We start from the raw sequence: 18,815 nt of genomic DNA, 5'->3' as shown, positions 1-18,815 counted from the left end.
ACCAGACACCAATTGAAGTGAAAATTAGGATTTCGAATGCTTGTAATCCACTAAAGCGTGACCAAAATGTTGTTGGGAATAGCCGACAGCAGTGGCTAGAAATTGAGAAAATGAACAATGCTAAAATTGATTCGACGGCAAGTGAATAAATCTTATAGACTGCACTGCTTCTGGATGAGTGAAGGTTATATGTTCGGTTTAGTAATCTACACCACCACCAGAAAGAACATTGCAGGTTTAAAATGACAATGCCAGCTATTAGAGCTGGTAACAAGCAGTAATCCCCAAACAAATTATCGCAGGGTAAGTTGGCTAGCCAGCGAGTTATGTCAAACCGAAACACAAAGCCTACGAACATTAGCACTAGCAATACGAACCCAGTGAAATAAATTGAGCAAACGATCGTCATAAGAGAAACACCCGCCCAGTCGTAAAAGGTTCGAGGACTCTGACGGATCATTGAACCAACAAATTCGTTATGAAGTGGTTGTGGTTTTTGAAATTGCTCACAGCTGTCTGCTGAAGTGGCAGAAATAGAGTTGTCCATGTCTACAACAACCTCTCAATGCACGGTGTACTTTGACCAATTAATTGGAAACAATCATCTGCTTATGGCAAAAGAAGATGAAGTTGCAGTGGCTCTGCCGCTACTACCGTTAAAGAAGGACGGAGTCATTGGCGGAGATGGTTGTGGTATTGAATGGTAGAAGTTGTTTGGCCCATGCAACCGGTTGTAATCAAAGGAAAATCGAATTTTGACACCACTTTCGCCATCAGAATAGGCAGCTTCGACAAGCTTTTGCGGAGGAGGTAGAAATGGTGCTGCTTTCTGTATGGCATCAAATGCCGCCTCTGTATAATCATCAATTGGAGTCGAATCGTCGTCGAGCGTTAAGTCGGACACACTACCATCTTCATTTACTTGAAAATCTACAGTGACGAGCCTGCTGGAAAGACTCATATGTGGGTGCCAGTGCTTTTTGATTGCCCTTTCTACAGCGGTCATATAGGAAACGGCCTCTGGTCCAATCTTAAATGGCTTACTGAGTTTGTTGGTGGTAGAACTCTTTGCTGTGTTCCCCACTTGCTTTGTTGGTGCCGCCATGTCGTTCTTCTCAAAAGAAGGAGCCACATATTGCTCCTTTGTTTGATGACTCGTTTCTTGAATAAATCTATTTTGCGTGGATAACTGGCCATTGTTTTGTATCTGAGGTTTTTCTCTGCTCAAAGCAATCCAGAGTCGCTCGGAGCGTTGGTGTCCCGTTCCAACTAATTTTCTTCCATCTTCCACCAAATGTAATTCGTACTTGTCCACTGCTGTTGGACAAAATCCTGGTGCGCCCCATTCTAAATCGACTCCGATGTCTTTGAAGACATACATGTTTTGTTCACTATCAAACTGTCCTTGGAGATAGTGCTTTGCTGACCCTTCTTTGCCTACTGTCGTCAAAGTTCCTTCGAGTCTTCCGTTTGACTGTTTCATCTGCAACGATATAGAACAATCTAGGTCTCGAGAATTAGCATGACCGATCCAATTGCCACCAATATTTTCAGCATTAGTCTTGTCAATCGATGCATGACTAGTCTTGGAACCCAACTGTGGCTGCTCTGTTGTGGCAGAGGAACTAACTAATTTTCCTTGGCAGTCTTTAGTTGCTCCAGCAACGGCTAATTGCGCCATCAGTGAACACGATAAGGCAGCAAAAGCTATACCTTGCTTCACGGTAAGGATCCTCCTAATTGCATTGATGCTTTATATCATTGATATAGCCAATATGTATTAATATGCGCAAAGATTTATCGTGTTCATAGGCAAAAGTTCGAGCTATCTAAGCTTGCGCCAAAGCTGAGATGGGGGAACCGTCGTCTCGCGAGGGCGTTTGGCTGTCATGTGTTAAATGGGGCTTATACCAGGGACAGGTCAAGGATGCCGGTGCAAGAACGTCCACGATTATGAATGCTCGACCGGCGTCCAAAATCCTCGCTCGCGACCGCACGTGACGCACTTATGATCGGTTTTCAGATCATCCTGCCAAATGTTTGCTCCACAAAGGCATATCCATTTGTACTTGCCAAATTGCAGGGAGCTCTTGTCTCCAGGGCGTTGGCATCGAACGCAGACTAGAGTCACGGTGCCACGATTTATTGGTGTGCCATTTATGTATTCGACTCCTAGCCTGAGAATTGTGAACGGCACAGATCTATCGTCGTTGTAGCAGCGAAAACAAGGCGTTCTTTTCTGTGTTCTCTCATTTGTTCCTTGTTCGATTTCTCTACGGCATGATGGCCAATGTCTATTGTTGAAGCTTACTTCTCCAAAAGCGCTTATGATAGCCCAAGTTTTCTCTAAGTGTGTTGATAGCAGCTTTGCTCTGATTTCTGTGTCGCTTAACGCCGTGCAAATCCACAAACCGGTTCCCGTGTAAAATCGTTCGCCGATCTTAAACTCATGTTTTTTCAATAGATTCCGTCTTCAATGAGACGCTTGTAAACGTTATGATTGCATTGTAGCGCAAACAAGAGGCAGTATCGCAAAGGTCTAATTAAAGTGATGTTCTAATAAAACAAAGACTCTTTATGACAGTCGCATCTAACTTCTCTGGTTTGTCGCTGTCCACGTCGTAGAGCCAGTAGATGAATTCCCGCAATTGAATATTTAGTGCTCGTTTCAAATCATGGGAAAAGGAGCCGACTTCCGCGGCTGACCAGCATTCTTGATTAATGGTTGCGGCTTTCATAACTCCTCCTTCTCTCCTGCTTTGAGCGTAGTACTTGAGCGTGAAATTTGTGTGAAGTCGGTTTGGTTTTGCTATGATTAACGCAATTTGTTTCTGAATCGAGGTTAGTTAACCCGTGGAATGGATTAGTTTCGTAGTCGTTGCGGTCATACTGTTAAAAGTGCTAAATCGCGGTGGCGATTGGTTTGATTTCCTTGATAGCACTTCGCGGTATGAAAACTCGTTGACGGGTTTCAAATTCAACGCGTTTTTCCTGTTTCTCTGTCTGCTCGCAGCCGGCGTAGTCTTTTGGTTCTTGAGTCAGGTCCCCAAGCCAGCGATCACGCCTACTGCTATTCATCGACCAACGGCTGCCGATATTCCGGACAGCCATAAGGGCGGAGGCTCAAGTCACGGTAAGAAATGACCTTGAGGTCAGACGGCTTCCATAGACATAATGCTATTTCTAAAGACGTCTTCTTCCTTGTGAAGTTCGGACTCTTTTAAATCGGCAGCAGCTTCTTCATCGAATCCCAGAGCTTGATAGCAGCGAGCTCTTTGAATTAAGCACGCTCGTGGAAAGATGTCTCGTTCTATCGAAGTTGTAAATTCCTTCACCGCTTCCTTGTATCGTCCGAGCTCCGTTAAGGTAATTGCTCGAAGAACAAATGTAGAGAGAGGGGTATAAATATATCCTGCCTCCGGAATCTTTCTTATCTCAATAATACGCTCAAAGTCTTCCAGCGCGTGTTGGAATTTCCCTTGATAGAAATAGGAGATGCCGCGCATACGGCGGATATCACATCTGTAGAGTGGATCTTCTATCACAACTGGTGCCGCTTCGATGCATTCAGTAAGTTTCCCCGCATTGAAGTAGCATGTGACTATCATTTTCGACAGAAACGAGTCTCTTTCTTCAGGCTTCTGATATAGCTGAATGTTTTCAATTGTCTTCATCCAGTTATTTTGTCTAAAGTAATCTAGAGCGAGGTGCCAAAAAATTTCAGGACTTTCAAATCCAAGTTTTATGGCTAGTTCGTAATCTGTTATTGCTTCTTGAGTATAGGGTGGTTTTTCACCATATAATTCGGGCTCTATTCCAAGTCCGTCGTAGGCTACTGCGCGTTGATAGTATGCTTGGGAGTCTTCTGGGCATTCGGCTAAATATCGTGAGAGAAGCTCAACGGCTCTTTCGTAGTCGTCGTTGTCTATGCATTGCTTCGCAGATTTGTAAAGATGCTTAGCTCCCATATCACTTACCTTGTCAGGGAATTTATACCGTAGTGCAGTCCAATTCCTATTGTGCGATGCATACACGAATCAGCTGCGTCTATTTGCTTGAAGTGCTCCAACTTCCGTTCCATGTATCGAGCGTCGGCGTTGCAAAACCCATAGCTTCGAGTCCAGGAAACACGAAGGCATAAAAAACGTTATTGTCCGGACTGGTGACATCCTCATGTCTGATGCTCCAAGTCCGATCTTGCAGATGATAGGCAGATAAAGAAAAGGATGTTGTGTGGCATCTTATTTCGGAGTCACGTTTGTCTTGGTGAAGCTCACAATCAATTCGTCTTATCGTCTTTTCGCCACTTTTGTCATAACTATTGTTGGTTACCACCAGCGCCGACTGCGTCTTTCCCTGTAACGCCAGTTCGTTGGTAAATTTTAGCCAACGCATGGGTTGACTATAATGATGAGAATCAGACCAATACTCCTTAATCATGGTACAAAAGTGAAGTGCGTCCCTTAATAGCCACATGCAGTCACTATAGTTATCCCTAGCTGTATCCGCGCCTTGATTGTTGGACGACAAATCTTTTATGATTTTCTCAAATTCACTTTTTATCAATGCTTCAAATGAAAAAATCATATGGCAATCAAGGCTGGCATGAACGATTTTTCGTGACACCTCTACGCATTCTTTAAAATCAAGCCAATCTCGTGACATTTTTCTGTCTCCTGCTGTTTTAAATAACCAATGCTTCACCAGGTTGTCGCTTATAAACCGTGCGCAACGCTTCTGCCACTTGTTGGATATTTGTACCATCCCACATCACAACTTGAGGATGGGCAAAATCCTTGTTTTGTTTGTTGAGAGGCATAATTCCTAGACCTCGTGGACGGTGTTGAAGCCATTTCAACATGTACTCGGGATAATCGTCGTAAAGAAACTTTCCGTACACCATTCCCTTATTGCGTGTGATATGGATGTCTACATTTGCACCCACATGGATCTGACACCACTCCACTTTTTCTTTCCATGCGAGTGGTTTACTTCTTGGTCCTTGTGTTAACACATTTATTTGGAACCCGATTTCCCGTGCTAGTTCCAAAATTTGAAATCCCATTGGAATTGGTTCCAGATTTAGCCACTAGTTTGGTACTTTGGCGATGAGATCAACTCTTGCTTTGATGTGTGGATACAGGTCAGCCTGCCGAGGATATTCAAGTTCAGGGTCTCCAGGTGATCGCAATATGTCCAATTCAGCAAGGATTGCCTTATCGTAATTGGCTAGACTACCGTCAAGATCAAACAATCCAATATTTTTTTCTTGCGTCTGCCCCATGGTTTTCTTGTTCCTCGTACTACAGTTGAATCTTTCGACAAGCCGTCCCAGCTCGAACTCACGACATGATAATAGAAGTTTGTCTTATATCTATCTTTGGGGGATTCCCCAATGAGAGCCGGAAATTCAAGATTTTTCGATAAAAGTGGCATAAATTGACTGTCTCCATCCACAGATTTGGCGTGATATAACCGTAAACGGGGGTGCGTCAGAATGACCGAATATTGGATTCAGAAAGCAAAAGTGATTAAGACCAAGGGAGAACGAGTCTGGGACGGCTCAAAGGGCGAGTATCGTGATTCCTCTGCGCTCACAGTTGAAGAAATAGCCGCGTACCTAAAAGACGATGCTGACTTTGAATACATGAGTGACATGAAAGAATTGGACGATTCGGAATGAATCCCAGGACAGCAAAGAGTTGGTCGCGCTCACTGGATGATTAGCAACGTAAGAGACAGTCTTGGACTGTTAAAAAATCGGATTCAGTGGGACTTTGCCCCTCGACTGTAAGCCCACATGTTGATATATACCTGTCATGGTATTTAGACTTCGAAAAAGTGGCGGCGATCGAGAATATAACTCTCAAAGAGTTATTCCGGCTCGCTTTGCTTCGAAGTGTAATTGCGGACGGCAGATTAAAGCCGGCGAACAAATCAGCTGGGATCCAGCGCTGCGTCGTGCTAGCTGCTTGGTTTGCGCCAAACGTGTAGCTGAATTGTCCGATAGCGGATTGACCGAGGTAAAGGTCGCTCCAGAAAGTATCAAAATAATAGACCGGATCAGACAGATGCGGCTGCTCCCTCAAAGCCCCGAAATTAGTCAGGAAACTGATACTCTCATAGCGCGGCTGATCATTGATTATGCGAGCGAGAAAGATGCGCAAACATGGTTAAGTTCTGAATATGAAATTCCAACGCATATAAAGTTGTTTGCCTCCAACGGAAACAAGTCATGTCGGTACTGTGACTTGGTCCCCGCTACTGGCAAATTGATTGCCTGGTGGACAATTGATAAGCTTATTGCGTGTTGGCCGTGTTTTTGTGCGCGACGCGCATGACTTAGCTGCCGTGTTGAACGTAGAATTGAGCATTGCTGACATATTCTCGTATAGTTTGAACAATTGGTAGAAATGGAAGGATAGGACTGGTTACCTCGAATGTTCCATTAGTGCGAAGTGTAATCTAGAAAAGGCTCCTTTGAGCGTAGTAGGTTGGCATACGAAAACTAACTTGGGTATAGGCACTTGAATAAACAACACATTCCCAATCTGGAATTTCTTCGTTTAGATCTAAATTGTTCAATCTCTCTTTTTGAAGAAGATGAGCAGGATTTTGATTTTTTGATTGAAAACTGGTACGGCAAGTTGATGATCGATGAAACCGAGATAGGAGAAGTCAAATTCTATCGACTTCGACCTGATTGCTTTCAAGACTTAGCGGAAGCTTGCGATGAACACAGCCAAGAACTTGCTGATCTTTGGGAGGAATGCGCTCCTGAGCTTGGAGATTGTGCGGGCGAAGGGATTATGTTGATTCACAAAATTGAACTCAAGTCCGAATATAGGGGAGCTGGAGCAGGACTTGAGATTATGCGTGAAATTTGTGTGCGGTTTGGTGCCGGACATAGTTTTGTCGCATGTAAACCATTCCCTCTAGATATGGATATACAGTCTCCGGATTTCAAAGCAAAGCAGTTAAAGCTTCGACGATACTGGACAAAGGCTCACTTCCAACGTATTCGAAGGACGAACTTTTTTATCTGGAAAGGTTGTAGATTTTATGCACGCGAACATTTTCGGGAGAAAGATTAGTGACATCCGCCGATAGTAGACCTTTTGGGTCAATTTAGCGGAGGCGGTAGAGAGCCGCACGTCATTTTGCGCGCTTACATATTGACAATGTTCTCTACATCTAGGAATAGACAGGCGTCGAAGGTGGGGAAACTTATGGGTCTGTCACCGGTTTAATCTTAATTTACCGAGGCATTTCCCCTGATGGTGAGCCAGCAATATACTATTAGGCTTGTCATTCGCCTGTAATAGTAAATGTCCAGCAATCCCAGCGGTAGATCCTCAGATTCGCAATCCAGTAACTTCTGGATTTTGGCAGCCTATGCGCCAGATTTGGCGAAGCTAGGAATGCGGGCGGAGCAGTATTTTAGCGATGACCCAAATACCTGCCTCATCAAAATTCGCCAATTTGCAGAATTGCTTGCGCAGACGGTTGCTGCCAACGTCGGCATGTACACTAGCACCCAAGAAAGCCAATTGGACTTGCTTCGGCGCCTTGATGCAGCTGGCCATCTAAATGCGGACGTCGCTCGGGTCTTTCACGACCTTCGTAAAATCGGCAATCAAGCGAACCACAATTTACACGGAAGCGCCGGCGATTCGCTAAGCGCGCTGAAGATGGCACGGCAGCTTGCGGTATGGTATCACCGAGCCACACGCGATATAAATTTCAAGAGCGGGCCATTCATTCCGCCGGCACCGCCTGCAGATGCAAGCACAATTGTCACTGAAGAGCTTGAGAGGCTGCAGGTAGAGCGAGATAAAGCCATCAAGGAAGCTGTCCAAACACGAGAAGAGAAGGAAGCTCTGGGGAAGCTGGCGCAGGAAAAGGACAGAAAAAACGAAGAAATCACAGCACAACTAGAAGCGCTGCAAGCGAAGGCGCAAGCTCATCCTGCTCAAGCGGTAAAGACAAGCGAACAGCTGTCTAAAGCTGCATCAGTCAAGTGGTGGGACATGGACGAAGCTGCCACGCGCACATTGATAGACCAGCAGCTACGCGATGCTGGATGGGAAGCTGATACTACGATGCTTCGCTATGCCCTGGGCACTCGCCCAGAGAAGGGGCGAAACATGGCTATTGCTGAATGGCCTACCGAGACTGGGCGTGCAGACTACGTTTTATTCGTCGGATTGACTCCAGTGGCCACAGTTGAAGCCAAGAAAGGCATCAAGAATGTTGCTGAAGACATAAAACAAGCAAAACGATACAGCGGTGAGTTCAAATTTACGCCGGAAATGCAAATACCGGAAGGTTCACCCTGGGCTGATGGGCGGTTTCGTGTCCCATTCGGATTTTCCACAAATGGGCGCCAATACTTGAAACAGCATGAGACAGAAAGCGGACTGTGGTTTGTCGATATGCGCCGCGCCACGAATCATGCGCGCGCCATTGGTTCCTGGTATAGCCCACAAGGTCTGCAAGACTTACTTCGTCGAGATCGCGGAGAAGCGGAGAAGAATCTGGAAGAAGAAAAGTTTGATTATGGATTCACCCTGCGTGGCTATCAACAAAATGCGGTGCTGGCGGTAGAGAATGCCTTGGTCAATGGCACGCGCATTTGCCTGCTAGCTATGGCCACCGGCACAGGTAAGACCAAAACTGCGATTGCGCTGATGTATCGCTTGCTGAAATCGAAAATGTTCAAGCGCGTGCTATTTGTAGTGGACCGTTCGGCACTAGGAGAGCAAGCGGCTCGTGACTTTGATTCTACACGCATGGAAAACTTGCAAAACTTTTCGAACATATTCGGCGTTAAGGAGATTGATGATAGAAAAGCGGACAAAGATACAAGTGTGCACATCGCAACGATTCAAGGACTGATAAGGCGAGTATTTTACTCGGATTCGCCACCGCCTGTAGACGAATATGATTGCATCATTATCGACGAGTGCCATCGCGGATATTTGCTCGACCGAGATCTTTCCGGAACCGAACTATATTTTCGCGATCAAAATGACTATATTTCAAATTACCGTCGTGTGATCGAATATTTTGACGCGGTGAAAATTGGCTTGACTGCAACACCGGCACTACACACGGTTGAGATTTTCGGGGAGCCAGTGTTTTCCTACACATATCGCGAAGCTGTCCTCGATGAAGTGCTTATAGATCACGAGCCGCCAATCACTATAGTGACAGAACTTTCCGAAAATGGAATCAAGTGGAAGGCCGGCGAAAAAGTTAAACTTCTGAAGAAAGGCGAGAATAAAATTGAGCACTTCACCACTTCGGATGATATTGCCCTTGAGGTCGAGGATTTCAACCGTAAAGTAATTACCAGCAATTTCAATCGTGTTGTGTGCAGAGAATTGGCGCGGCAGATTGATGTGCCGTCGAAAGAAAAGACGGTTATCTTTTGTGCAACCGATGCGCATGCGGACTTGGTTGTGACAATTTTGAAAGAGGAATTGAAAACGCGGTATGGTGAGGTGGATGACGATGCTGTCGTCAAGATTACAGGTCAAGCCCATGCTCCGTTAAAGCTGATTCGTCAATTCAAAAATGAGTCTCTACCCCAGGTTGCTGTAACTGTGGATCTGCTGACTACAGGCATTGATGTGCCGCCAATTACCAATCTCGTTTTCATTCGCACTGTGACCAGCCGCATACTCTACGAACAGATGCTGGGCAGGGCAACTAGGCGATGTGATGAAATCGGCAAGGAAGTATTTCGAATCTACGACGCTGTAGGCATCTACAAAGCCTTGCAAGATGTGACCGATATGAAGCCAGTAGTGGTCAATCCCAAAATGAGCTTTACAGAACTTGCTCGGGAATTGCAAACCATAAAAGATGTTACGCACTTAGAGCTGGCGCGTGATCAGTTTTTAGTAAAACTTATTCGCAAGAAGCGGCACATGAGAGAAAAACCAATAGCAGAGTTTGAAGTTGCTGCAGGGCAGTCTGTGGAAGCCTTTATCAAAGAGCTGCGTCGCATCCCTGTAATCCAGCTTAATCAGTGGTTCTGTAACCATGCCAATATCGGGAAGATTTTGGACGGCGCCAATCGAAATGAAAGTGTGCCATCTTTGTTGGTTTCCGAGCATTCCGACACACTACTCTACGTTAATCGCGGCTACGGGCACAATCAGAAGCCGGAAGATTACCTTGATGAGTTTGCACACTTCATCAAGACCAACGGCAATACTTTGCCGGCGATGCAGGCGGTTTTGCAGCGCCCGCGTGATTTAACCAGAAAAGATTTGAAAGCCCTGGCGTTGGCGCTCAGTGACGAGGGCTTTGATGAAAGAAGTTTGCAGAGTGCATGGGCTGAAAAGTCGAACAAGGACATTGCAGCTGGTATCATTGGATATATTCGCCAGGCTGCGCTTGGTGATCCACTTGTCCCATGGCGAGACCGTGTTGAATTCGCGCTCCGCAAAATACTTGCATCAAGAAGCTGGACGGTGCCGCAGAAGCAATGGCTGGAGAAGATTGCAGCGCAAACGAAGGCAAATGTGGTGGTGGACAAAGATGTGATGGACTCGCCGGATCAGATGTTCAAACGGGAAGCCGGTGGATTCAACGCCATTAACAAAAAGTTTGACGGTGAACTGGAAGAAATTTTGCACCACTTTAATGAACTGATTTGGAGCCCAGAGGCATCTTAAGAGGAGATTGGAAATCAAGCAATGACCACGCAAGATATCGTAGCCAAACTTTGGAATCTGTGTAACGTCCTCAAAGATGATGGCGTTACGTATCACCAGTATGTGACAGAACTTACATACCTGCTGTTTCTGAAGATGGCGCAGGAAACCGAGAAAGAAGGACTGCTCCCTGCTGGCTACCGCTGGGCTGATCTCGTCAAGAAGTCGGCGCCGGATCGTCTGCGCTTTTACGAAGACCTGCTCCGTAAGCTTGCCCGCGATGGGCGCGGCATTGTTCAGGAAATATTTGCTAACAGCGCAACCTTCATCAAGAAGCCAGTCACACTATCCACGCTTGTCAGTGAAATAGATGGACTCGATTGGTATGACGCTAAGAAAGAAGGATTGGGCGACCTATATGAAGGCTTGCTCGAAAAGAACGCCAATGAGAAAAAATCAGGCGCCGGACAATATTTTACTCCGCGCCCATTAATCGATGCCATGGTGCAAGTGATGAAGCCAACTTCAGCGGATGTGATTCAAGATCCCGCCGCCGGGACCGGTGGTTTTCTGATTGCCGCCCACCACTACATTCAAGAGCACGAAAAAATTGCCTCTTGGAAGGAGAATCAACAGAAAAAATACTATACCAAAACGTTTTATGGCATGGAGCACGTACAAGACACACACCGGCTCGCATTGATGAACTTGATGCTTCACGGCATTGACAGCGATGCAGACGGAGAAAACGCCGGTATCCGATATGGTGACACACTGAGTCCACAGGGCAAGGCGCTACCCAAAGCAACGCTTATTTTAACAAACCCTCCATTCGGCACAAAGAAAGGCGGCGGACTACCTGACCGAGATGACTTCACATTCTCTACCAGCAATAAACAACTCGCATTTTTACAACATATATATCGTGGACTTGCCCCCGATGGACGCGCTGCTGTTGTTCTCCCGGACAACGTACTATTTGAAGGCAACATCGGTAAACAAATTCGCCAAGACTTGATGGACAAATGCAACCTGCATACAATTTTGCGCTTGCCTACCGGCATCTTCTATGCACAGGGCGTAAAAACAAATGTATTGTTTTTTACACGCGGCACAACAGACAAAAACAACACCAAAGAAGTTTGGATTTATGATTTACGTGTCAATATGCCGCAATTCGGCAAACGGACCCTGCTAACAAAGAAGCACTTCGCCGAGTTCCGCACCGCATTTGGTGGTAACCCCCTCGGCGACTCTGCCGCATTGGCTAAACGGGTTGACACGGGTGACACTGGACGCTTTCGCAAATTTGACCGCCAATGGATCGCGGAGCAGCGCAGTGACAGCCTAGACATAAGTTGGCTTCGAGACGAGAGCATTGGAGATGCTGAAGACCAGCCCGAACCGGCAGAAATTGTGCAACTAGCGCTTGGCGAACTCGATGCAGCTACGTCCGAACTCCGCGCAATTCTTGCTGAACTTGGCGAGGAGGTCGAGGTATGAGCGGGGAAATCCCGAATGGCTGGATCGAACTTAAGCTTGGCGATATTATTAAATACGGACAAACAACAAAGGTAGAGCCGAGTCATATTCCCGATGAAGCTTGGGTTTTAGAACTTGAAGATATTGAAAAAGACAGTTCAAAAATTCTTCAGTACTTATCATTTGCCCAGCGGAAATCAAAAAGTACGAAGAACGCATTTCAAAAGGGTGATGTGCTTTATGGTAAATTGCGCCCATATCTGAATAAAGTACTTATCGCCCCTGAATCAGGATTCTGCTCAACAGAAATTGTGCCATTGAAAACAAATGGCTTGGTACATGAAAGATACCTGTTTTATTGGCTTAAGCACCCGGCTTTTCTTTCGTACGTAAAGGACGTAAGTCATGGTATCAACATGCCACGCCTGGGCACAGAAGCCGGTAAGAATGCTCCATTTATCCTCGCCCCACTCAAAGAACAGAAACGCATTGCCGACAAACTTGACGCTCTGCTCGCCCGCGTTGACGATTGCCGCACCCGATTTATAAACATGGCGAGTTTGTTGGATGTCCTACGTCGCTCAATAATTGCTGCCGCTGTGGCTGGAGATTTGACTGAGCGTTGGAGAGAAGTTACGCGGGATAGATCGCCCTTAACCCTAGCGAGCTTAGGGACTTGGGATGCAAAGAAAGTCCGCCAGAAAAAAGTGGCAACAGCAGGGGAAACGCTAGTTCTTCCCGATGGATGGATCAGTCCATTTGTCGGACAAGTCGCATCACTACAACCAGGCTATGCTTTCAAAAGTCAATGGTTTGAGAAAGCTGGTGTAAGACTTTTGCGTGGCACAAATATTGTCCCGGGTAGTACTCGATGGGACGACAGTGTATTCATTGCAGAGGAAAGAGGAGTTGAATTTGACGACTACCGATTGACGCAAGGGGATATTGTCATTGCGATGGATCGTCCGTTGGTCTCTGCTGGATTGAAGATCGCTAAGATTACTGCCAGTGACATTCCAGCCCTCCTACTTCAGCGTGTTGGCAGATTTATGATATTAGAACGACTTCTCGTAGCAGAGTACTTGTTTCTCTATCTGCAGAGCCCGCTGTTTATTAATCATGTGTCAAGCCAAGAGACCGGCACGCAGCTTCCTCACATAAGCCAACTGGATATTGAGAGTGCTGTTATTCCACTCCCTAGCATAAAAGAACAAGTAGAGATAGCGCGAGTAGCACGCCTTGTCTTGGAAGGTATAGAAGTATTGAACAAGGTAGTTCTCGAAAATAAAATTAAAATGGACAACTTGGAGCAATCCATACTTTGCAAAGCTTTTAGCGGCGAGCTCGTCTCGCAAGATCCCGCGGACGAGCCAGCTTCCAAATTGGTTGCGCGATTCCAGCAAACAACCCAAAATGAGCTAAAGGACAAATCTCACCCACTCAGGAAAAGCAAAAAGCAACCAGCGTTAGTAAAATAGTCAAAAATGGAGAACTTCAATCCTTGGTTTCGATACAGGACAAGTCCCAATTCCAGATGATTTTATGGCACAAATAATCTGTCATAAAGATCATATGGCTGGCAGTATAATGTTAGTGGGCTTCTGCGCCAAATCCATCACATTGACGAAAGCCTGTTCGTCGGTGCTAGAAGCGCCTCAAGGATAGCCGAGGCAAAAAATTGTAGTGCCCGGACGAAGTTTCAAATCTTCAATTGTCTTGTCTTCCGAAAAGCAGACTCCAAGGTATGGATGCTTCACTTATAGAGGACTGCCGAAATTGCGGATGTGCGGTTTATCCGGAGTTAAGGTGCCCGCATGATCGCTGGCAATCTCATCGAATACATGAGCGGCTGTTACCAGGACGTGTAAATCTTTCGGAATTTACTGGTTTCTATCTCTCAATTGTTGGGCGGTATTAGACTCGCACTTCTGAATCCCCTCGGATAATACGAGGTGCTTAGTCTCAAACCGAAGCGTTTTCTGGTTTTCCTTCACCACGGACAATGTCCCAATAATGCCGGTACTTGTTCAAGCGCTCCAGATCCTTCTCGGATATGGGTGGCTTAATTCGCCTAACATCCATGTTGTCTTCCAGATCGGCAAGTTTTACGCGGCAGGCTAATGGCGACGGTAGAATGCGCTGCACAAACTCATCATAGCTTTCGCCTTCTCGCCGGCTTAAGCGGTCGATAGCATCAAGCACGACTTCAGGAATGCCTTCGGTTTTAAGCTGTGCAAGAGTCACGCTTGTGTCTTCGACGACGTCATGTAAGACGGCGGCCATCATTTCATAAGGCGTGGTCATGCGGCACATCATTCTCAATGGGTGCAGCACGTAAGGAGTGCCCATCTTGTCTTTCTGTCCCTTGTGCGCTTCGACAGCAATGGCAATGGCTTTCTCCAGCATGTCTGGAATTTGTTTCTCATCCGATGTGGCTTCGTCCATTTGAGTTTCCTCCAGGTGCTAGCTGCATCTAGTTTACAGGCTTGCTTCTAAATTCATGTTGTGTCTGTCCGGAGCGAAAATTTAATCCGAAACTTTTGAACTTTAAGTACCTCTTGACCGTCTTTAGAGTATCAAACATCGCTTAGCTCTTTGACAACATTCAATCAGGTGGACAACTATATTTATGAAAAAGAAATTGGCAGCCAATCATGCAAACAAATCAGCCAAGATGACACATCCAGGTAATGGAAAGTTATTCGACCGCGTTGTCTCCATTCTCGAGCAAGCAAGAAACAATGTGGTGCGCGTTGTTAACAGCAACATGGTTATCGCCTACTGGTTAATTGGGCGCGAAATTGTGCAGGAATTGCAGGCAGGGGAGACAAGAGCAGGATATGGCAAGACAATTATCGAGGATTTGGCCAAAAGACTAGCAGAGCGGTATGGACAAGGTTTTTCTAGTCCAAATTTACGAAATTTTCGCCAGTTCTATTTGCTCTATAAAAATAGAATTCGTGAGATAGGTCACACGTTGTGTGACGAATTGTCAAATGCCAGAAAAAGCTACCCACTGGGTAGCGAATTGTCCAAAGAGCAAAAAAGCTACACGCCGTGTAGCTTTTTGAATCATGGTTTTCATCCATGCCTTAGTTGGTCTCACTATAGGGCATTAATGCGAGTAGAAAAAGAAAACGCACGAGACTTTTATGAAGAAGAATCTGTGACTTGCGGTTGGAGTGTCCGCGAATTAGAGAGGCAAATTAATTCCTCGTATTATGAGCGCTTGCTTGCCAGCAAAGACAAAAAAGGCATGCTGCAAAATAAGCGCCGTGCCAAACAACAACTGTCGGCAGAAGACGTACTCAAATCGCCCACAGTACTTGAGTTTCTCAATTTGCGTGACAATCCGCAATTGCATGAGTCGGACCTCGAACAAGCCATAATTGATAATCTGCAATCGTTTTTGCTTGAGTTAGGCAAAGGATTTGCTTTTGTCGCTCGCCAGCAGCGACTGCAATTTGACGACGAAGATTTTTATGTTGATCTGGTCTTTTACAACATTCTGCTTAAGTGTTTTGTACTCATTGATCTCAAAATAGGCAAGCTGACTCATCAGGACATCGGGCAAATGGATGGCTATGTCCGAATGTATGAGGATTTACATAAAGTCAAAGGTGATAATCCGACAATTGGACTGGTCCTTTGCGCTCAGAAAAACGAAGCTGTTGCCAAATACTCTGTGTTGAAGGAAAGCAAGCAACTGTTTGCTTCCAGATACATGCTCTATTTGCCGACAGAAGAACAACTTGTCCAAGAACTCAGGCGAGAACAGCAATTGCTACAAGATCGCCTGATTGACACACAAAGTGCGGCAGAGGTAAAGACAAAGACGCACAAGAAGAAAAGCCGCTGAGGACATTAAGCACTTCGGGTACAACGAGGTGCTTAGAATTTAAACCGCACCAAATTATATGGGTTCAACTACAAACATCATTGTTTGCTCTGGAGAAATTCGCAGAGTCTTCTCTGTAGGTCCGCCACGAGGTGCATACGTTATTCTCGAAATCGTCCCGGTAAAGGTAAAATCGCCGACAGTAAAAGTAGTGGGCATGCTAAGCCGGTGCCTCTGATTCAGCCTTTCCTCTGCGCCCTGTGACATTTCGTCCACATTCACCAGGCATCTAAATTTGGTACCAGCAGTGGGCTCCAGTGACGGCAGCCGTACTTTGCCAACAATAAATTTGTCAGCCCCATCCTGCATTATCAAATCATTTCTCTGGACTGACGTATTTGTGCCCAGCAATTCCAGGACATCTGTTCTTGCGGTCATCCTAGCTCTTTGCACATAAGGTGCTGAACTATCGGGCGGTCCAAGCCATTGACCACTAGCTGAATAGCTCATTGACCTCGGCAGTCCAGCTGAATTTGCAACTCGATCTAGAATTTTCTTGACGGTCCTGGCAGCATTTTCTATCGTGATAACTTCACTCCAGTCTTTGATCGTGATTGCTTCGATTTGCAGTTCGTTTACATTGATATCGGCCGATGGCGCTTCAAATCGCCTCGATTTCAGGCGGTAACCCTGCATATTCTTAAAACCAACACACAGTGCTATCGGTGGCTTTATCTTAAGAGCTTCAAGTACGCATGCGTACGACCAAACTGCTCGAATTAAATCATCATCCAAGTAGTCGGCAAAAATTATGTCCTTGTCGTCGCTTTTCAGCACGCGCACAGATTCAATTTGTCCAGTTCTAAAGACTTGGACGGTGCCGTCTATTTTGTCCTTGGATTTAAATTGCTTTACGGTTTGATAGCCTTCGAAATTTATTCGAGCTTCAAACTCGTCAACCCGTTCGACTGGTGGAAGCATCCGTATAAAGTGGCTTACTCGATCTGGCTCAATATCTAGTGACCGCTGGAATGGTACCAGATGAATAATCTGTATTGGACCAGGACAAAAATCCCTGGCTATGAATTTATCAATTGCTCTATATCTGTGTTGTAGCCAAGACTCAATTGCGCTTATATCAAATGACAGTTCCTTTTGTAGGCGTTCGCTTACCCAAAGCCTGGCCAAAACGCCGACAGGCAAATGCAGCCTTTCGGCAACTTGCGAAAGGTCAGCCATTAACGTCTCGTCAGCTCTAAATTGGACTAGACCAGTTTTGGCTGAATCGCTAGAAGTAGTCTGTTTTCCCTGGTGGTGCTTGATCATTTGTAATACGTGATTTTATTGGTGTATGAAGTTATCATACAAAGCGTCTTGGCGCTTGTCAAGCCGGGTCTCTGCTTTTAGTCTTCAAATAGCTTGAGTATGGCATTCCTGGGGCCGAATATTGGAAGTCGGTACCTTCGTCTTTATTTAACCAAAAATGACCACCTGAAAGCGCCGTATATCTCGATTTTAAGTGAAATATTCAATATTCGCGAATTTAGTATGTATAATATGTATATGCTGACCCTGAAGCCACAAGACCTAGTTGTTCTTCTTAAAATAGTCGCTACCAAAAGGTGGTGGACTGTCGCAGACCTCGCTGGGGAAATTTATATGAGCGCCTCGGAAGTGCATACGTCCTTTGGACGCACTGCACAAGCAAGACTTTTCGAGCCGACCGACCGTATTGTTAAGGTGGCAAGTCTTGAGGAGTTTATGTTTCACGGGCTTCAGTATGTATTCCTTGGGGTGAAAGGGGAATTAACGAGGGGAATGCCTACATCAATTGCGGCGCCGCCTTTGGTATTCAAACACTTTGATGAGCCTGAAATTCCACCTGTCTGGCCGCATCCAATGGGACTTAAGCGCGGATACGCAATCCAACCGCTGCACAAGCGGGCACCTGATGCGGCTGCTGCCGATGGCGAACTCTATGAACTTTTGGCTCTGACTGATGCTCTGCGCGAAGGCACTCCCAGAGTGCGAAATGTAGCAATGTCAGAACTAAAGGAAAAGTTTGCAGTCTACAAACATACTATGAGTCTTAAGGCTGAAAACGAACGATGAATCGACACCAGGAAATCATTGCCAGAATTATTCAGATCGTTCAACTATTGGGCGATCTGTCCGATGAATTTGTTTTTCTTGGTGGGTCTGCGGTGCCAATGCTTATTACCGATGAAGCAGCACCGGATGTTCGTCCCACGAAAGATGTTGATGTCGTTGTACAGGCAGTGACACGCTTTCAATATCACAAAATTGAAGAGCGCCTCGCGCAAGTTGGATTTCATCTCGACATGCTCGATCCTGTCATATGTCGGTATAAGCAAGGCGGCTTAATTTTAGATGTGATGCCGACAGATGAAAAAGTGCTTTCATTTGGAAATCGCTGGTACGCGATGGCCGCTCAAGCGCCCATTATTTATCCGTTGATACCAGAACGTAAAATCAAAGTGATTAATGCGCCGTTGTTTCTCTGTACAAAGTTTGACGCTTACAAAACTCGTGGCAGACAAGACGAGAAAGATCTTGAAGACATAATCAACGTTGTCGATGGAAGGCGGCAGTTGTTCGAAGAACTTAAGGCGGCACCACCTGAGGTGCGTAAGTTTGCTGCTCAATCAACGTTAGAACAACTAAGTGCTGGGCTGACATCACGTCTAGATTGGTTTTTACCGACGGATGCCGCTGGTGCGGCGCGTCGGGGGCTTGTTGTTGAGCGACTTAAGGCTATCTCTGTGTTGGAATAAAAACAAGCAGTTATTTCGTTGAAGTTCCAAATG

At 45.8% G+C, this 18,815-nt stretch carries 17 protein-coding genes; 9 read left to right on the top strand and 8 right to left on the bottom strand.

Going from position 1 to position 18,815, the window contains the following annotated elements:
• Positions 1 to 601 precede the first annotated feature (601 nt).
• Both K2Y22_15915 and K2Y22_15910 read right to left on the bottom strand, forming a co-directional pair.
• Positions 602 to 1,723: an energy transducer TonB gene (locus tag K2Y22_15915; GenBank protein ID MBX9879944.1), complete on the bottom strand. Its 1,122-nt coding sequence runs from the start codon at positions 1,721 to 1,723 to the stop codon at positions 602 to 604.
• Positions 1,724 to 2,543: 820 nt separating this feature from the next.
• Positions 2,544 to 2,738, bottom strand: coding sequence for a hypothetical protein (locus K2Y22_15910; GenBank protein MBX9879943.1), 195 nt, complete (start codon positions 2,736 to 2,738; stop codon positions 2,544 to 2,546).
• A gap of 115 nt (positions 2,739 to 2,853) precedes the next feature.
• On the opposite strand from K2Y22_15910, the gene K2Y22_15905 reads away from it, so the two are divergent.
• The gene (locus tag K2Y22_15905; protein ID MBX9879942.1) at positions 2,854 to 3,144 is read left to right on the top strand and encodes a hypothetical protein; all 291 of its coding nucleotides are present in this window, start codon (positions 2,854 to 2,856) and stop codon (positions 3,142 to 3,144) included.
• Positions 3,145 to 3,152: 8 nt separating this feature from the next.
• Here K2Y22_15905 and K2Y22_15900 read toward each other — a convergent pair whose 3' ends face one another.
• The 4 genes from K2Y22_15900 to K2Y22_15885 all read right to left on the bottom strand — a co-directional run bounded on the left by K2Y22_15900 (position 3,153) and on the right by K2Y22_15885 (position 5,284).
• Positions 3,153 to 3,968, bottom strand: coding sequence for a hypothetical protein (locus tag K2Y22_15900; protein ID MBX9879941.1), 816 nt, complete (start codon positions 3,966 to 3,968; stop codon positions 3,153 to 3,155).
• A 79-nt stretch (positions 3,969 to 4,047) separates the two neighbouring features.
• Complete coding sequence (locus K2Y22_15895) at positions 4,048 to 4,665, bottom strand: hypothetical protein (GenBank protein MBX9879940.1); 618 nt, start codon at positions 4,663 to 4,665, stop codon at positions 4,048 to 4,050.
• A gap of 19 nt (positions 4,666 to 4,684) precedes the next feature.
• Positions 4,685 to 5,065: a hypothetical protein gene (locus tag K2Y22_15890; GenBank protein ID MBX9879939.1), complete on the bottom strand. Its 381-nt coding sequence runs from the start codon at positions 5,063 to 5,065 to the stop codon at positions 4,685 to 4,687.
• 24 nt (positions 5,066 to 5,089) lie between these two features.
• Entirely contained in the window at positions 5,090 to 5,284 is a 195-nt protein-coding gene (locus tag K2Y22_15885) for a hypothetical protein (protein ID MBX9879938.1), read from the bottom strand.
• 213 nt (positions 5,285 to 5,497) lie between these two features.
• Between K2Y22_15885 and K2Y22_15880 the strand changes: the two genes are divergently transcribed.
• From K2Y22_15880 to K2Y22_15860, 5 genes are all read left to right on the top strand, one after another.
• A complete protein-coding gene (locus K2Y22_15880) occupies positions 5,498 to 5,683 on the top strand; it encodes a hypothetical protein (protein MBX9879937.1) in 186 nt (61 codons plus the stop codon).
• A gap of 844 nt (positions 5,684 to 6,527) precedes the next feature.
• A complete protein-coding gene (locus tag K2Y22_15875) occupies positions 6,528 to 7,094 on the top strand; it encodes a hypothetical protein (GenBank protein MBX9879936.1) in 567 nt (188 codons plus the stop codon).
• A gap of 234 nt (positions 7,095 to 7,328) precedes the next feature.
• Positions 7,329 to 10,688: a type I restriction-modification system endonuclease gene (hsdR, locus tag K2Y22_15870; protein MBX9879935.1), complete on the top strand. Its 3,360-nt coding sequence runs from the start codon at positions 7,329 to 7,331 to the stop codon at positions 10,686 to 10,688.
• Between the two features lie 21 nt (positions 10,689 to 10,709).
• Positions 10,710 to 12,170 (top strand): type I restriction-modification system subunit M, encoded by a 1,461-nt coding sequence (locus K2Y22_15865; protein MBX9879934.1) that lies wholly within the window; start codon positions 10,710 to 10,712, stop codon positions 12,168 to 12,170.
• Positions 12,167 to 13,627, top strand: coding sequence for a restriction endonuclease subunit S (locus K2Y22_15860; protein ID MBX9879933.1), 1,461 nt, complete (start codon positions 12,167 to 12,169; stop codon positions 13,625 to 13,627). Before K2Y22_15865 ends, K2Y22_15860 begins: the two co-directional genes overlap by 4 nt.
• A 484-nt stretch (positions 13,628 to 14,111) precedes the next feature.
• On the opposite strand, the gene K2Y22_15855 is transcribed toward K2Y22_15860, so the two are convergent.
• Positions 14,112 to 14,594 (bottom strand): hypothetical protein, encoded by a 483-nt coding sequence (locus K2Y22_15855; protein MBX9879932.1) that lies wholly within the window; start codon positions 14,592 to 14,594, stop codon positions 14,112 to 14,114.
• 184 nt (positions 14,595 to 14,778) lie between these two features.
• On the opposite strand from K2Y22_15855, the gene K2Y22_15850 reads away from it, so the two are divergent.
• Entirely contained in the window at positions 14,779 to 16,008 is a 1,230-nt protein-coding gene (locus K2Y22_15850; GenBank protein ID MBX9879931.1) for a PDDEXK nuclease domain-containing protein, read from the top strand.
• A gap of 54 nt (positions 16,009 to 16,062) precedes the next feature.
• On the opposite strand, the gene K2Y22_15845 is transcribed toward K2Y22_15850, so the two are convergent.
• The gene (locus K2Y22_15845) at positions 16,063 to 17,226 is read right to left on the bottom strand and encodes a hypothetical protein (GenBank protein MBX9879930.1); all 1,164 of its coding nucleotides are present in this window, start codon (positions 17,224 to 17,226) and stop codon (positions 16,063 to 16,065) included.
• A gap of 420 nt (positions 17,227 to 17,646) precedes the next feature.
• On the opposite strand from K2Y22_15845, the gene K2Y22_15840 reads away from it, so the two are divergent.
• Both K2Y22_15840 and K2Y22_15835 read left to right on the top strand, forming a co-directional pair.
• Positions 17,647 to 18,099: a hypothetical protein gene (locus tag K2Y22_15840; protein ID MBX9879929.1), complete on the top strand. Its 453-nt coding sequence runs from the start codon at positions 17,647 to 17,649 to the stop codon at positions 18,097 to 18,099.
• A complete protein-coding gene (locus tag K2Y22_15835; GenBank protein MBX9879928.1) occupies positions 18,096 to 18,782 on the top strand; it encodes a hypothetical protein in 687 nt (228 codons plus the stop codon). Before K2Y22_15840 ends, K2Y22_15835 begins: the two co-directional genes overlap by 4 nt.
• Positions 18,783 to 18,815: the final 33 nt, after the last annotated feature.

The sequence above is a fragment of the Candidatus Obscuribacterales bacterium genome, from assembly GCA_019744775.1.
Lineage (GTDB): Bacteria > Cyanobacteriota > Vampirovibrionia > Obscuribacterales > Obscuribacteraceae > SBAT01.
Note: the sequence above shows the minus strand (reverse complement) of the source record. Positions and strands in the feature narration are given on the sequence as shown.

Coding starts and splice junctions, on each gene's coding strand:
- K2Y22_15910 (MBX9879943.1), bottom strand. CDS start 2,738: ATGAAAGCCGCAACCATTAATCAAGAATGCTGGTCAGCCGCGGAAGTC.
- K2Y22_15900 (MBX9879941.1), bottom strand. CDS start 3,968: ATGGGAGCTAAGCATCTTTACAAATCTGCGAAGCAATGCATAGACAAC.
- K2Y22_15895 (MBX9879940.1), bottom strand. CDS start 4,665: ATGTCACGAGATTGGCTTGATTTTAAAGAATGCGTAGAGGTGTCACGA.
- K2Y22_15890 (MBX9879939.1), bottom strand. CDS start 5,065: ATGGGATTTCAAATTTTGGAACTAGCACGGGAAATCGGGTTCCAAATA.
- K2Y22_15885 (MBX9879938.1), bottom strand. CDS start 5,284: ATGGGGCAGACGCAAGAAAAAAATATTGGATTGTTTGATCTTGACGGT.
- K2Y22_15880 (MBX9879937.1), top strand. CDS start 5,498: ATGACCGAATATTGGATTCAGAAAGCAAAAGTGATTAAGACCAAGGGA.
- hsdR (MBX9879935.1), top strand. CDS start 7,329: ATGTCCAGCAATCCCAGCGGTAGATCCTCAGATTCGCAATCCAGTAAC.
- K2Y22_15865 (MBX9879934.1), top strand. CDS start 10,710: ATGACCACGCAAGATATCGTAGCCAAACTTTGGAATCTGTGTAACGTC.
- K2Y22_15860 (MBX9879933.1), top strand. CDS start 12,167: ATGAGCGGGGAAATCCCGAATGGCTGGATCGAACTTAAGCTTGGCGAT.
- K2Y22_15855 (MBX9879932.1), bottom strand. CDS start 14,594: ATGGACGAAGCCACATCGGATGAGAAACAAATTCCAGACATGCTGGAG.
- K2Y22_15850 (MBX9879931.1), top strand. CDS start 14,779: ATGAAAAAGAAATTGGCAGCCAATCATGCAAACAAATCAGCCAAGATG.
- K2Y22_15845 (MBX9879930.1), bottom strand. CDS start 17,226: ATGGCTGACCTTTCGCAAGTTGCCGAAAGGCTGCATTTGCCTGTCGGC.
- K2Y22_15840 (MBX9879929.1), top strand. CDS start 17,647: ATGAGCGCCTCGGAAGTGCATACGTCCTTTGGACGCACTGCACAAGCA.
- K2Y22_15835 (MBX9879928.1), top strand. CDS start 18,096: ATGAATCGACACCAGGAAATCATTGCCAGAATTATTCAGATCGTTCAA.